This window comes from Acidiferrobacter sp. (assembly GCF_054609335.1).
Map to the genome: position 1 here is coordinate 1 of NZ_JBTRWP010000063.1, position 13,050 is coordinate 13,050.

General features: G+C 63.4%; 14 protein-coding genes. 4 read left to right on the top strand and 10 right to left on the bottom strand.

Features of this window, described 5'->3' with window-relative positions; all coding sequences use genetic code 11:
- On the bottom strand, positions 1–93 hold a 93-nt coding region (locus ACYCTF_RS12670; protein WP_461284984.1), incomplete at its 3' end, for a prepilin-type N-terminal cleavage/methylation domain-containing protein.
- Positions 94–482: 389 nt separating this feature from the next.
- Positions 483–1,277 (bottom strand): S49 family peptidase, encoded by a 795-nt coding sequence (locus ACYCTF_RS12675; protein ID WP_461283197.1) that lies wholly within the window; start codon positions 1,275–1,277, stop codon positions 483–485.
- Between the two features lie 370 nt (positions 1,278–1,647).
- Between ACYCTF_RS12675 and ACYCTF_RS12680 the strand changes: the two genes are divergently transcribed.
- Entirely contained in the window at positions 1,648–2,169 is a 522-nt protein-coding gene (locus ACYCTF_RS12680) for a phosphate-starvation-inducible PsiE family protein (protein WP_461283198.1), read from the top strand.
- 243 nt (positions 2,170–2,412) lie between these two features.
- Here the strand turns inward: ACYCTF_RS12680 and ACYCTF_RS12685 are convergent, their stop codons facing one another.
- From ACYCTF_RS12685 to ACYCTF_RS12710, 6 genes are read right to left on the bottom strand one after another with little or no spacing between them, the layout of a single operon-like run.
- Entirely contained in the window at positions 2,413–4,140 is a 1,728-nt protein-coding gene (locus ACYCTF_RS12685) for an NADPH-dependent assimilatory sulfite reductase hemoprotein subunit (RefSeq protein WP_461283199.1), read from the bottom strand.
- Between the two features lie 25 nt (positions 4,141–4,165).
- A complete protein-coding gene (locus ACYCTF_RS12690; RefSeq protein WP_461283200.1) occupies positions 4,166–5,893 on the bottom strand; it encodes a diflavin oxidoreductase in 1,728 nt (575 codons plus the stop codon).
- Between the two features lie 60 nt (positions 5,894–5,953).
- Positions 5,954–6,274 (bottom strand): hypothetical protein, encoded by a 321-nt coding sequence (locus ACYCTF_RS12695; RefSeq protein WP_461283201.1) that lies wholly within the window; start codon positions 6,272–6,274, stop codon positions 5,954–5,956.
- On the bottom strand, positions 6,271–7,614 hold the full coding sequence (locus ACYCTF_RS12700; RefSeq protein WP_461284983.1) for a sulfate adenylyltransferase subunit 1: 1,344 nt from the start codon (positions 7,612–7,614) through the stop codon (positions 6,271–6,273). The genes ACYCTF_RS12695 and ACYCTF_RS12700 overlap by 4 nt, the downstream gene beginning before the upstream one ends.
- Entirely contained in the window at positions 7,614–8,627 is a 1,014-nt protein-coding gene (gene cysD, locus ACYCTF_RS12705; protein WP_461283203.1) for a sulfate adenylyltransferase subunit CysD, read from the bottom strand. Before cysD ends, ACYCTF_RS12700 begins: the two co-directional genes overlap by 1 nt.
- Positions 8,624–9,334, bottom strand: coding sequence for a phosphoadenylyl-sulfate reductase (locus ACYCTF_RS12710; protein WP_461283204.1), 711 nt, complete (start codon positions 9,332–9,334; stop codon positions 8,624–8,626). Before ACYCTF_RS12710 ends, cysD begins: the two co-directional genes overlap by 4 nt.
- A 142-nt stretch (positions 9,335–9,476) precedes the next feature.
- Here ACYCTF_RS12710 and ACYCTF_RS12715 point away from each other — a divergent pair, with 142 nt between their 5' ends.
- Positions 9,477–10,403, top strand: a complete 927-nt coding sequence (locus ACYCTF_RS12715; RefSeq protein WP_461283205.1) for a CysB family HTH-type transcriptional regulator — start codon at positions 9,477–9,479, stop codon at positions 10,401–10,403.
- A gap of 397 nt (positions 10,404–10,800) precedes the next feature.
- On the opposite strand, the gene ACYCTF_RS12720 is transcribed toward ACYCTF_RS12715, so the two are convergent.
- Positions 10,801–11,109, bottom strand: coding sequence for a helix-turn-helix domain-containing protein (locus ACYCTF_RS12720; protein WP_461283206.1), 309 nt, complete (start codon positions 11,107–11,109; stop codon positions 10,801–10,803).
- Positions 11,069–11,431 (bottom strand): type II toxin-antitoxin system RelE/ParE family toxin, encoded by a 363-nt coding sequence (locus tag ACYCTF_RS12725; protein WP_461283207.1) that lies wholly within the window; start codon positions 11,429–11,431, stop codon positions 11,069–11,071. Before ACYCTF_RS12725 ends, ACYCTF_RS12720 begins: the two co-directional genes overlap by 41 nt.
- A 496-nt stretch (positions 11,432–11,927) precedes the next feature.
- Between ACYCTF_RS12725 and ACYCTF_RS12730 the strand changes: the two genes are divergently transcribed.
- Positions 11,928–12,374 (top strand): hypothetical protein, encoded by a 447-nt coding sequence (locus tag ACYCTF_RS12730; protein ID WP_461283208.1) that lies wholly within the window; start codon positions 11,928–11,930, stop codon positions 12,372–12,374.
- Positions 12,371–13,012 (top strand): hypothetical protein, encoded by a 642-nt coding sequence (locus tag ACYCTF_RS12735; RefSeq protein WP_461283209.1) that lies wholly within the window; start codon positions 12,371–12,373, stop codon positions 13,010–13,012. The genes ACYCTF_RS12730 and ACYCTF_RS12735 overlap by 4 nt, the downstream gene beginning before the upstream one ends.
- Positions 13,013–13,050: the final 38 nt, after the last annotated feature.

A 13,050-nucleotide genomic window follows, 5' to 3' on the forward strand; every position in this document is an offset into this window, starting at 1 on the left:
GATACCGATGATCGCGATCACGACCATCAACTCGATCAAGGTGAAGCCGGCCTGAATGCCAGCCACTACCGGGTTCTTTTTACGCATGGCCATAACTCCTCTCACCTCAATAGCACCGGTTCACTATGAACGGTGTACGCAGTAGAGAATAGTGCATGATCCGTACCAGTCACGGGGGCTCGTTGGGCACGTGTTGGCACGAATTCTGTAAGTCCTTGAAGCGACGAAGGCGCGGCGAGAACCCTCGGAATGAGGCGTAGTGTTGGACCGATAGGCGGTATATAAGATGCCCCTGAAATGGGTGGGTCAGGGGGTGACGAAAAACGTCACTCCCGCAGGTTGCGCCTGACGCATAAAGGCACCCTGCCGCTTTCCGTCAGGGCCGCGCGGTGCCCCTCGACGCCCGTGGACCCAAGCGACGGCCTCTCTTCTCGAATGGCGTGAAGGGGTGGGAGTGGCCGCGTGCGGCGTGAAGGTGAACCCTAAAACCGCAGGCGTGGAGGGGTGAGACGATCTTCCGCCACATCGAAGGCCGCCTCCAGGGCGCTTTGCCCCATGAAGCGCATGAGGCCCCGGGGGCGCTTGGGGCCCAACACGACAGGCCGGGCGCGCTTGCCGCCGATATCGCGCACCAAGGAATCCACGCTCGCGAATCCGTCTATGAGGCCCAGGGTCTTGCCCTTGCTGCCCAACATATAGGAGCCGTCGAAGACCTGGGGCTCAGGGCCTAGGCGGCTACCCCGACGGGTGCGCACCCAGTCCTTGAACTCCTCATGCATGTCAGTCAAGAGCTCTTTGGTAAAAAGGATGTCATCGGCCTGCTCCGGGCGGAACGGGTCTAAGCGCGACTTATGCTCGCCCGCAGTATAGACGCGCCGCTCGATGCCATGGCGGGCAATGAATTCCGCAAATCCAAAGCCGCCGCCGATCACACCGATTGACCCCACGATGCTCATGCGGTTGGCATAGATCTCATCGGCCGCGCAGGCGATCCAGTAGCCGCCGGAGGCGCCGACGTCGCCGATCACCGCCAGGACCTTGATGTCGTACTCCTGCGCGCGTTCGCGGATGAAGCTTGCCACGAGATCCGACTGCACCGGCGACCCACCCGGGCTTTCTATGGAGAGAATGAGGCGCTTGCGGGCCCGGGCCAAGGCGACCGCCCGCGCGATCGGCTCGCGATAGGCGGCAAGACTGATGGCGTAGGGCTTCGCCGCGATAATGCCGCGCAGCGACAAGACCGGGATGCGGGGCGCTCGCCAGAATAAGAGGCTCATGGGGCCGAGTGTAGCCGATCGCCGCCGCCTCCAGAAGGGCCGCGCCCGCAGCTGACAGCGGCTGGCGTCACCCGCGCACCCCATGAGCCGATACCCCAAGGTCGGGTTCGAATGGCGCCACCCGAGGAAGAGATCGCAGCAAGAGGGCGGGGCAGGGCCGCAATCAGGCGCGGGAACGGTCTCGTCCAGAACAGGATGCGGGTGTGATCAGGCAAGTCTGGGGCCGGGGGGGTCGTCTTTGGATGCGCGGGCGGGCGCTGCTCGGCGAACATGCTAGACTCTCTCAAAAAGGCCACGGGCGTCACGATATTCCAAAAGACGCGGCGGGGCTGCGAGAACAAGAACCGAAACCGCGGGTGTACGGCCAATCATGACGGAAGACCGAAAGTCCACGGAAGTCGCTCGCGACACCGCGCCCCTGTCCGCAGGGCTGCGGGTCATACGCGTTCAGGGGAAGATTCTGGACGGGATGGTCATGACCCTGATCTTCATCATGTTGGCCACCCTGCTCGGCGCCATCGGTGGGCTCATTTTCGACTACGTGGCTGCCATCAAGCTCCTTTACGAGTCCGTCGGCAGCATGAGCACGGTCGCCGCCCATGACCTCATCAAGATGACCGGCCAACATCTCGTATCGGACGTGCTGTCGGTATTCATCCTCATAGAGCTCTTTCGCAGCTTCTCGGATTATCTGGAGTTCCACCGCATCCGCCTCCATGTGCTGGCCGAAGTGGGCTTCGTGTTCGTGCTGCGCGAGGTCTTCGTTGGACTCTACGCCAACCAATTGAACTGGCAGGATCTGCTGGCCTTGGGCGGCCTGCTCGCGGTGCTCGCCGCCACACGTGTTCTTGCGACCCGCTTCCCGCCGCGCCCCCACTCCTCGCAGCCGTGACGCACCATGCCCCCCCGGGGCACGATCGTGGCGCGTAAAGCTCGAGAGATATTCGTCCACGCCGCGCCCGTGCTGGGGCATAAACACAGGGGCCCCAACTTCGCGCACACCTTCGAAGATCTTCCGTCTCAAGCTTCCACTGCCGGGTTACGCGCAGACAGGGAGCGGCGTGCGATGAGCCTTAAGGAAAGCCTGGCGCAAGGCCTCAGGGTTCTCCCCGGGGGCGATATCGGATACGCAGCGTCATAGAGGGACCCCCTCTTTCAGGGGCGGGCTTGCGGGAAGATCGGGCGCGCCCAAGTGGCCGGCCCGGATCACGAAATCACCGAAGCGCTCGGAAGGCCCCCTGTGGACGGCATAGTCGGCGAGCAGCGGTGTCAACACCGCGATCACCTCGTCGAACGTAAGCTTATCGCGATAGGGCGTGTTCAGGCGTTCACCGGCGAATCCCCCACCCAGATACAGGACATATCGACCTGGGCTCTTGCCGACGAGCCCGATCTCGGCCAGCCGCGCTCGCGCGCACCCGTTCGGGCAACCGGATAGGCGCACAGAGATCGCCACGCCGGAGAGGCCCAGGGTATGAAGGACTGCCTCCAAGCGCTCCAGAAAGCCTGGCAGGGCCCGCTCGGCCTCGGCCATCGCCAAGCCGCAAGTCGGGAAAGAGACGCAGGCGATGGCGTGCCGCCGTACGCCCTCCTCCGGCTCGATGGGTATGGGGACGCCGTGGCGCGCGAACACGGCCTCGATGACGGATTTCCGGCTCGATTGCACACCCGAGATCGTGAGATTTTGATTGGGGGTCAGGCGAAAGTCGCCCTCATGGAGGCGCGCCACCTCAGCGAGCGCCGTGAGCCTGCGGCATGCGGCCTCATCTTGCAGGCGTCCGGCCAGCACGCGCAGGGTCAGATGCAGTCGGCCCTCGCGGTCCTCGACCCAGCCTAAGCGATCGCTACGGGTCTCAAAGCGATAATCGCGGACGGGGCCGAGCGCGAACCCGAGACGGTTCTCGAGCTCGGCCTTGAACCACGCGACCCCATGATCATCAAGCGTGTACTTCAAGCGCGCGTGGCGCCGGTTCGTGCGATCGCCGTGATCGCGCTGAATGCGCATCACCTGTTCGGCGACCGCCAAAACCTGGCCCGGGACGCAGAAGCCGATCAGGTCGGCCAGTCGCGGATAGGTCGCACCATCGCCGTGACTTGCCCCCATGCCGCCGCCTACAGCGACGTTGAAGCCCACAAGGCGGCCCTCCTCGATGATGGCGATGAAGCCCAAGTCCTGGGCTAGGACATCGACATCGTTTAGGGGCGGCACGGCGATACCGATCTTGAACTTGCGTGGCAGATAGGTCGGGCCATAGAGCGGCTCCTCCTCCGCGCCGGCAGCCCCGGCCGCAGGCTCATCCCACCACGTCTCCCGGTAGGCCGCGGTCCGCGGCAGGAGGGCGGCACTCAAGTCCGCGGCGAGCGTGCGGACCTCGCGCACCACGGGCGAAGTCGCCGGATGATTGTGGCAGATGACATTGCGGTTTACGTCACCGCAGGCGGCGATGCTGTCGAGACCCAGGGCCCCGAGTTCGGCCATCAAGGGCTTCAGATCGGCCTTCAATATCCCATGAAACTGGAAGGTCTGGCGCGTCGTGATGCGCAGCGTGCCATTGCCACGCTCGCGAGCCAGACCCGTGAGGCCCTGCCATTGGGCGGGGGTACACACCCCGCCCGGCATGCGCACGCGCACCATGAACGCATAGGCTGGCTCCAGTCTCTGTCCCTGGCGCTCAAGGCGCAGGTCGCGGTCGTCCTGTTGATAAGCACCATGGAATTTGAGCAACTTGGTGTCCGCCTCCGACAGCGCCCCAGTGACGAGGTCTTTGAGCCCTTCGGCGATGGTGCCGCGCAGGCGGCGGCTTTGCGCCTTGACGGTCTCCTCCTCCGCGAGCGGACGCACATGTTCGCGAGACTTTGGCATGGGTCTTTCCTCTTGGCGTTTTCTCTCAATAAATATCGCGCTGGTAACGGCCTTCGGCCATCAGGGCGTGCAGGTAATCCGTGGCCTCTTCCCGCGCGACCGATCGCTCGCGCGCTACGATCTCGATCAAGGCCGCGTGCACGTCGGGCGCCATGGTGGCCGCGTCGCCGCACACGTACAGATGGCCGCCTTCGGCAAGCCATGCGTAGACTTCGCGCGATGCCGCAAGCAGGCGGTGCTGCACATAGGTCTTGACACCCCCATCGCGCGAGAACGCCGCGTCGAGTCGCTGCAAGATTCCCTTGCGGCGATAGTCCAGCCACTCGCGCTGATAGAGGAAATCCTGACGAAACTGCCGATCACCCACGACCAGCCAGTGGGCGCCAGTGGCGCCCAGGAGTGCGCGCTCCTCCAGGAATGCCCGAAACGGCGCAACCCCGGTACCCGCGCCTACCATGAGGATGGGCGTCGCCGGATCCTCGGGGAGCCGGAAACGCTCGTTCACATGCACATAGACCGGTACCTCCGCGCCACTTTCCACGCGCTCGGCAAGCCAGGTCGAGGCCACACCCCGATGCAGCCGGCCCTGGTGCTCGTAACGCACCACGCCCACGGTCAGATGGATATGGTCCGGATCGGCCTTAGCGCTCGAGGCAATCGAGTAAAGACGCGGGGCAAGCGGCCGCAAGGCAGCCATAAGGTCGCGTGCCGTAAGTCCCTCCACGGGGAACGCGCGCATCACATCCGTGAGATCACGGCAGCCGACATAGGCCTTGAGTTCATCGGCGCCCCCGGGCTCCAACATCGCCTGAAGCGCCGGGGCCTCGGTCCACCGGGCCCAGTGCGCAAGAAACGGTCGCGAAAGAGCGCGGATCTCAAAGCGCGTGGCAAGCGCCTGCGCGAGATCCGTCTCGCCCCCGCGGGTATCGGAGACTTTTTCACCGCCTTGTAGCCGCGCGGCCTCAAGGAATACCTCGACGAGTCGCAGGTCGTTGCGCGGCACCACGCCTAGGGCATCACCCGGCGCAAAGACAAGCGACGTGGCCGGGGCAAGCGCCACGTGGCGCACGTCCTTGCTCGAACCGCGCCCCGTGATGCGGGTGTTCTCGACGAGTGTGGCGGGGCATGGGTGCGCGCGATCGGAGGCTGGCCCTGAGCTTACAAGGCGCAAGGCCGGTGCCGCGCTCGGCGCGCTCTCGGCCGCCAGGGCCTTCAACACCTGCTCTGCCCAGATGCGCGCCGCCTCCTCGTAATCGAGATCGCACTCGCCCCGCGGGTGGAGTCGCGTGGCCCCCAGGGCCTCGAGGCGCGCGTCGATATCGCGTCCCGTCTGGCAAAAGCGCTCATAGGCGCGATCACCCAAGGCCAGGACCGCAAACTTCATAGGCTCGAGACGCGGCGCGCGCTCACCCATCAGGAAGGCATAGAAGGCTTGCGCGGTATCCGGGGGTTCCCCCTCCCCGTAGGTGCTCGTGACAAGCAACAGGACGCGCTCGCGCTTTAAACGCGCCGTCGGGTAAGTCCCCAGGCTATCGAGGCGCGCGGCAAACCCGCGCGCCATGAGGTCAGCATGCAAGGCGCGCGCGAGACGTTCGGCATTGCCTGTCTGGGAGCCATGGAGCACCGTGACCTCCGACCGCGATGCGACATGGTCGGCCTGCGATACCGCAAGCGGCGCGGCGCCCAGACCCGCGAGGTAGCCGCTTACCCACGCGACCTGCTCGTGCGACAGGCCCTCGAGCAGCGAGGACAAAGCACCAGCCTTCTCCCGACTTAAGGGAGTCTTCAGGGCGAACATCTTCAAGGGACCGGTTCAGCGAAACCAGGAGCGGCCGTAGGTCGTAAACGCGTCTTCTCCGTCCACGCCCTCATCGTCTTGGGCGGCACGCGGCGCATCGTGCGCCCCCGGGGTCTCGCCTACGAGCACGAGCGCGGGACCGTCCGCGCCCGCGGCCATGGCGCGGCTCAGGCCCCCGAGCGTGGTCTTCGTCCGCAAGGCCTGGGCGATCAGTGCCCACTCGATCAGCGCCACCGGCGTGTCGGCCTCGAGACCTCCGGCGAGCAACGCGGAGGCGACGGTGTCGGCCGGCGACACCCCGCACGCGGCCGCCTTCACAAAATAGACCGCGCTCATGACGGTACGACCTCCGAATTCGCCGCCGGCCCCTCGATCATGCCGGCGGCCACGGTATCGTTCGTCAACGCATCGACCACAATGAAGGCGCCGGTGGCGCGATTCACGGCATACGGATCCCACGACAACGCCTCCTGGACCCGCACGGTGACACGTCCGATATCGTTCAAGGCAAGGGTCGCGGCCTGGGTGTCGCGCGCAAGTGTTGTGATGTCCAGGCGATAGCGCGGTCGCGAGAGGACCGCCGCCACTGTCTTGGCACCGTGCTTTACAAAATAGCGCCGCCTCCGCAGGCTCATGGGCTCGGAGCCCAACCAGCAGACCGTGGCCTCAAAGGCGTTCGCAAGCACGGGGTGCTGCGCACCGGCCACGATCATGTCGCCACGCGCCACATCCACATCGTCCTCGAGATGGACGGTTACGGACTGGGGTGCATGCGCACGGGCGAGCACGCCATCGTACGTTTCGATATCCTCGACATGGGTGACGCGCCCCGACGGCAGAATCACCACCTCGTCGCCGGCCGCCACGCTCCCCGATACGATGCGCCCCATGTAGCCGCGTCGCCCGGCGCGACCGGGCCCCCCCGGACGGCTCACCCACTGCACGGGCAAGCGCAAGGGGGCCTGGTCCGATCCATAGGCCGCGCCTGGGACCTCGGCCTCTTCCAAGGCCTCGAGCAGCGTGGGGCCTTCATACCACGGGAGATTTGCGCCACGCTCCACGATCATGTCGCCCTTTAGGGCCGAGATTGGGATGAAGACCACGCGCTCGAAATGGAGACGCGCGGCGAAGTCCCGGAACTCATCGCGTATATGTTCGAAGGCACCCTGGCAATAACCGATCAGATCCATCTTATTGACCGCCACGATCAGATGACGGATACCCACCGTATCAGCGATGCAGGCGTGGCGCCGCGACTGCGGCAACCAGTACTTGCAGGCATCGACAAGGATCACGGCGACATCCGCGTTCGTAGCGCCCGTCACCATATTGCGGGTGTACTGTTCGTGCCCTGGGGTGTCGGCGATGATAAAGCGGCGACGCGCGGTCTCGAAGGACCGGTAGGCCACGTCAATGGTGATGCCCTGCTCGCGTTCACCCTGTAGGCCGTCTGTGACATACGACAGATCCAGCCCCTCGAAGCCGCGCCGACCGGAGGCCCGCGCAAGCGCGTCGATCTGGTCTTCCATGAGGGCGCGGGCGTCGTGCAGCAGGCGGCCGATCAGAGTACTCTTACCGTCGTCGACGCTGCCTGCTGTGATGAAGCGCAGCAGATCCTTGGACGGGGCCGGGGCCTCGCGGTCGACATCCTCTATCAAGATTTCCGTCGCCGCCATCAGAAATACCCCTCTCGCTTGCGAAGTTCCATGGAGGCCTCGGAGGCCTGGTCGTCGAGGCGCGTAGCACCCCGCTCGGAGATGCGCGCCACAGTGGTCTCGGCGATGATCTCGCCTACGGTCGTGGCGCGCGAGGCCACGGGGCAGGTGCAGCTCATATCCCCGACGGTGCGGAAGCGCACGGACAGGCTTTCGCTGGCCTCGCCCTGCGTAGGCCGTATGAGGTGCGACACTGGGGCCAGAACCGATCCCCGGCGCACGATCTCGCGCTCGTGGGCAAAATAGAGCGAGGGCACCGCAAGCTCCTCACGCGCGATATAACGCCACACATCGAGCTCGGTCCAATTGCTCAAGGGAAACACGCGCATATGCTGCCCATCGTGGACGCGCGCGTTATAGAGGTTCCAGAGCTCGGGGCGCTGGTTGCGCGGGTCCCATTCGCCGAAGAGATCGCGGAATGAGAACACCCGCTCCTTGGCCCGTGCCTTCTCCTCATCGCGCCGGGCGCCACCTATGCAGGCATCTATGCCAAGCTCGGCGATGGTATCGAGCAAGGTCACGGACTGAGAGGCATTGCGGCTTTCGATAGGGCTCTTCAACACCACCCGCCCTCCACGGATCGAGTCTTCGACGGAACGGACGATGAGCCGCTCGCCCAAGCCCGCCACGAAGCGGTCGCGAAACGCGATCACCTCCGGAAAATTGTGGCCGGTGTCGATGTGCAAGAGCGCGAACGGGAAACGCCCGGGCCGGAAGGCCTTCTCGGCCAAACGGGTCAGCACCACCGAGTCCTTACCCCCGGAAAAGAGCAGCACCGGGTTTTGGAACTCGCCTGCGACCTCGCGCAGGATGTGAATCGCCTCGCTCTCGAGGGCCTCCAGGGTCCCCCACGCGGGGGCGTCGGGTACGGTCAGGCGCTTGCGCCGAAAGCCTGGCGCCGGCTGCGACCGCCGACTGATATCGCACACCGTCGCCGTACTCTCGTCGGCTTGTCTTACGGTATTGTCCTTCATGTTCCAACCTCCTTGATATCGGCTTCCTCCGCGGACCCATGGCACCCACACTCCTTGGCCCGCGCATCCTCCCACCACCAACGACCCGCCCGCACGTCCTCGCCCGGCGCTATGGCCCGCGTACACGGGGCGCATCCTATGCTGGGATAGCCGCGATCATGGAGATCGTTATAGGGGACATCGAAATGGCGGATGTATCCCCAGACGTCGCCTTCGGTCCAATCGGCGAGCGGATTGAACTTGTGGAGCCCATGATCCGCATCGATCTGCGAAAACGGCACATCCGTGCGGGTGGCGGCTTGGCCACGGCGCAGGCCCGTGATCCACGCCTTCTTGGCGGATAGCGCCCGCGCAAGCGGCTCGACCTTGCGGACCTGGCAGCACTGACGGCGCAAGGCGTGGCTCTCGTAGAAGGGATTCAGGCCGTGCTGACGCGTGAAGTCCTGCATGGCGGCCGTGGCGGGAAAATATACCGCCATGCGGACGCCATAACGGTCCGCCACTCGATCCATGAGGCGATAGGTCTCCTCGGGCAATCTCCCCGTGTCGAGCGTGAAGACGCCGATCCCTGGGAACCGGCTTGCGATAAGATCGGTCAACACCATGTCCTCGAGACCCAGGCTATTGGCGAAGACCGCCGGGGTGTAATCGCGCTCTATGGCCGTAAGCCGCGCCGCCGCTGCCTCCGCCTTGTGTTCCCAACCCATTCCGTCCTCCTGCTAAGCCCTGAAGGGGCTCGCGAATCAACGCCGTCTACAGCGATGGGCGACACGTTAACGAAAATGGCTTATATTGACAAAGAATATCGCGTTAGTTAGTTATATCGTTCTGTTATATAAGGACAGCCTCATGAAACTTCAGCAACTTCGGTACCTCTGCGAAGTCGTGCGTCAGGGGCTGCGCATATCAGCGGCCGCCGACGCCCTGCACACCTCCCAACCGGGGGTCAGCAAACAGTTGCGGCTCCTTGAAGAAGAGCTCGGCGTCGACATATTGGTGCGCAATGGCAAACGCGTAGTGGCCCTGACGGAACCGGGGAAGGCGCTCGTTGTGATCGCCGAGCGCATGTTGCGCGACGCCGAAAACCTGAGACGCATGGGGGAGGATTTTCGCAATGAGGCGCGCGGGCGACTGACCATAGCCGTGACGCACACGCAGGCCCGCTATGCCCTGCCGGAGACCGTACGGCGATTCAGCCATCTCTACCCCGACGTACGACTCTCGCTCCATCAAGGCAACCCCCGGCAGATCGCGGAGCAGGTCATCTCCGGAGAGGCGGATTTCGGCATCGCCACCGAGGCGCTGACCCTCTATGACGACCTCGTTACCCTGCCCTGCTACGAGTGGAACCACTGCGTGATCTGTCCGCCCCGTCATCCCCTCTTGAAGGCCCGCCACATCTCCCTGGAGATCCTGGCCCGCTACCCCATCGTCACCTACGACATCGCCTTCTCCGGTCGCGCCAAGATCAGCGAGGCCTTTGAGCAGGAGGGGCTCGAGCCAAACGTGGTCCTGACCGCGATCGATGCCGACGTCATAAAGACCTATGTGGAACTGGGGCTTGGCATCGGTATCGTCGCCCACATGGCCTTCGATCCCAAGCGCGACCGGAACCTGCGCGCGATCAACCTGGGTCACCTGTTCCCGCCCAACGTCTCGCGCATCGGAATCCGGCGCGGCGCCTATCTGCGGCGGTATATGTACGACTTCATCGAGATTTTCGTGCCACGCCTGACCCGCAAGGACATTGATGCCGCGCTCGACACGGACGCCTGACGGCGGAATCAGGAAACCCCGGAACGACCTTCGTTAGGTCTGCGAACCTCCGGAGCCAGCGGGCCACGATCCTGACAGACTGGCATCAGCATTGGCCACTATCGCCACTCAGAAGGTCGCACAACAGGCGCGGGGAGTGGTGGTGATGGTTGTGTTCGGCCTGGTGATGGCCGTGGTGGGCGTCTGGATTGGATATCAGATGCCCCCCAAGGCGTAGCCGATGGCGCGCCCTCCGGCGGTGGTCGCCATCTTCGGGCATGAGATGGAATTCCAGTGGGGATACCTCGGCCCTCACCCCATCCAACGGCCCACAAGGCAGAGTGTGCATCGCCCTGAAAAAATGATTCTTCAGACGCCGTCCCGGACCTTATTCAAGAGATCCGGGTGATAACGCGACCTATCGGGGAACCAGGGAAATAGACAACGTGCAGCCCACCGCCTCCGCATACCGCTTCAGCGACGCCACGGACGGCGCGTGTTTCGTTCCGCCCTCCAGCCGCGAAACGGCGCTCTTGGTGGTCCCCATCCGATTCGCCACGGCCTCTTGTGTGAGCCCCGCCCGCCGCCGAGCCTCCAGCAGGGTGTGCGCCAGGGTATATTCCGTTTCCAAGGCCTCGTAGGCTTCCGCAAACCCTTTCCGCTTCGCGGCCTTTTCCAAGAACCGCTTATGGTCGTGCGCGACCGGCTCGTACTTTAGCTTGCTCATTTTGTATAACCTCTTTCATGCGATCCCGGGCCTTCTTAAGATCCCGGTCCGGCGTCTGTTGTGTCTTTTTGATAAAGGCGTGTAGCACGATCACGCGCTGCCCGGCCAGAAAACCATAAAACGCCCGCCCTATTCCGGATCGTCCCTTGGGTCGCAACTCGAAGAGCCCGCCACCCAAGGCGCGCGAGTGTGGTAGGCCCAGGTCGGGGCCGTGCTCTATCACAAGCTCGACCATGCGCGCGTAATCCGCGAGTATGTCCGCAGGCCACGCCTCGATTGTCGCCAATACCTTCGCGTGGAAGTATTCCAAGGAATAGGCCATGGCGAGAATGTTAGCAAATATGCGAACACTCGGCAAGCACCCATGACCAACATACGGTCGACGCGCTCGCAGCAGGCCTTAGCGATGTGTCGGGAGGAATAGAGGGCCTGACAGTAGCTGTAGAGCAAAAGGGTCGCCATCAACGCGGGGGCTCCCGCGGATAGCCCTTCTCTTCGTTGCAGACATTCAGGGTCGCGGGGAGATCAAGCTCCCTCGGAGACCAAGCCCCGGATGAAGCGAGCGAGATGTCCCTCGGGCACGAAGTCTCGGGCCGCAAGAGCGCGTTGGGTTTTTCGTGCGAGCGAGCCCCAAGCGCTTGGGTTTTACTTCCGGCTCTCTCCACACCCCCTATTTAAAAGTAGGGGGATATTGCGCGAGGCGACCCAATTCCGTACCGAGCAAGGTTATGTACAGACAGGCATTTTTTGCTGTAAAGCAGCGCGAAAAACTACTAAAGGCACGCCTCGGACCCTCGGCCGGGGACGCGGGTCGCGCGATGAGTAAAGCTGTGGAGTCGACCAAAACTTTAAGAGACGAGCTTGAACGGTGCCGGACTGCGCTGGCGGTTGAACGATCCAACGCTCGCAGTAAAGTGTGGCGCGCCGCTATCCAGTGGGGTGCGCTTCTAGCTATTGCGGGTTTTGTGTATCGCGCCGTTAGATCTTTGGCAGGGAAGCTGACGCTCGCTGATATTGACGTACACGGTTCCGCTGGGTTTGGTGGCGCGGCACTGCATCTCATGACAAGCTGCGCCACCACTGAGATACTTGGACTGGCCTTTGGTGCCAGCGGTATTGTTTATGGCTTACTCCAACAGAAGTTACGTGGAGATGTCATAAAAAAATACTACCCTTACATGGAGCAAGAACAAAAGGCGGTGGACAAAGACCGCACTTCCAGCTTGCTCATGCCGGGAGGCGGCACACGACCGGAGGATATATGACGACAGACCTCTTGGTAATTGTACTCAATATAGCCCTTCTAGTCGGGCTGTGGTGGCTTTGGTTTGTCGGTTACCGGGATTACCTTGTCGACCGGACGCGTCAGGACCTGTTTCGCCTTCGTGACCGTTTGTTCGATCGCGCGGCAGCGGGCGAAATCGGATTCGACGTGGAGGCCTACAAGGTAACGCGCGCAACTCTCAACGGGATGATTCACTATGCACATGAGTTGTCGGTCCTGCGGGTATTGCTGACTGCACTCATCGCTCCTGGCGCGAAGACCAACATGAAATATGCGCGCCTCTTCATTGCGCACATGAGGCAGGTCAAGGCAACACTCACGCCCGCACAAAAGGTCCTCATTGATACTGCGTTTGAGGATATGCATAAGGTCACGTTGCGCCACCTCAGAAACGGGTCTCTCGTACTGCGGGCGCTGGCGCTCATGGTCAAACTGGCAAGCGTGTGTGTTCGCCCCGTCATTCGCGGTCTCCCGCTTGCCGCGCGTCTCACCGGGTATATGGCCGGGTATATTCGAAAAGGGCTGTCCAGCCTGTCCGACAGGATAGACGCCGACGCAAACTTGATGGCGACATCTGCGTCGACCCGTCCTAGCAGACTCACGACCTTTCCGGCGTGAGTCGGGAGGCGGCGGCCTCCCTCGGCGTCTTGCCGGTC